This window comes from Mediterraneibacter sp. 210702-DFI.3.120 (assembly GCF_020561005.1).
Classification (GTDB): domain Bacteria; phylum Bacillota; class Clostridia; order Lachnospirales; family Lachnospiraceae; genus Mediterraneibacter; species Mediterraneibacter faecis.
This window is the reverse complement of the sequence record NZ_JAJCNG010000111.1, coordinates 1-259: the sequence shown is the minus strand read 5'-3', so window position 1 is coordinate 259 and position 259 is coordinate 1. Positions and strand designations below refer to the sequence as shown.

Genomic DNA, 259 nt, shown 5'->3' with positions numbered 1-259 from the left:
GTCAAAAATACCGTAAATCAAGACAACAATCGCATGCCTCATTATTTTTATGGCGATTATCAAGGCACGCCGGGAAGCTTAGTAACTTTTTTTATCGTGCCCTTATTAGGCAACCGCTATGAAGAAAAAAATTATTTAGCCACGATTGGCTTAAAAATTCCCCAAAATAGCCTTTCCTTTTGGGAACAACGTTTAACAGAAAACAAAATTCCATTTAACAAAAAAGAAAAGAGCCTACATTTCAGTGATCCAGATGATA

General features: G+C 35.5%; 1 protein-coding gene. It reads left to right on the top strand.

Annotation, left to right across the window (positions count from 1 at the left end; translation table 11 throughout):
• Nucleotides 1-259, top strand: a 259-nt coding sequence (locus LI162_RS15435) for a hypothetical protein (RefSeq protein WP_331470839.1), incomplete at both ends; no start/stop codon positions are given.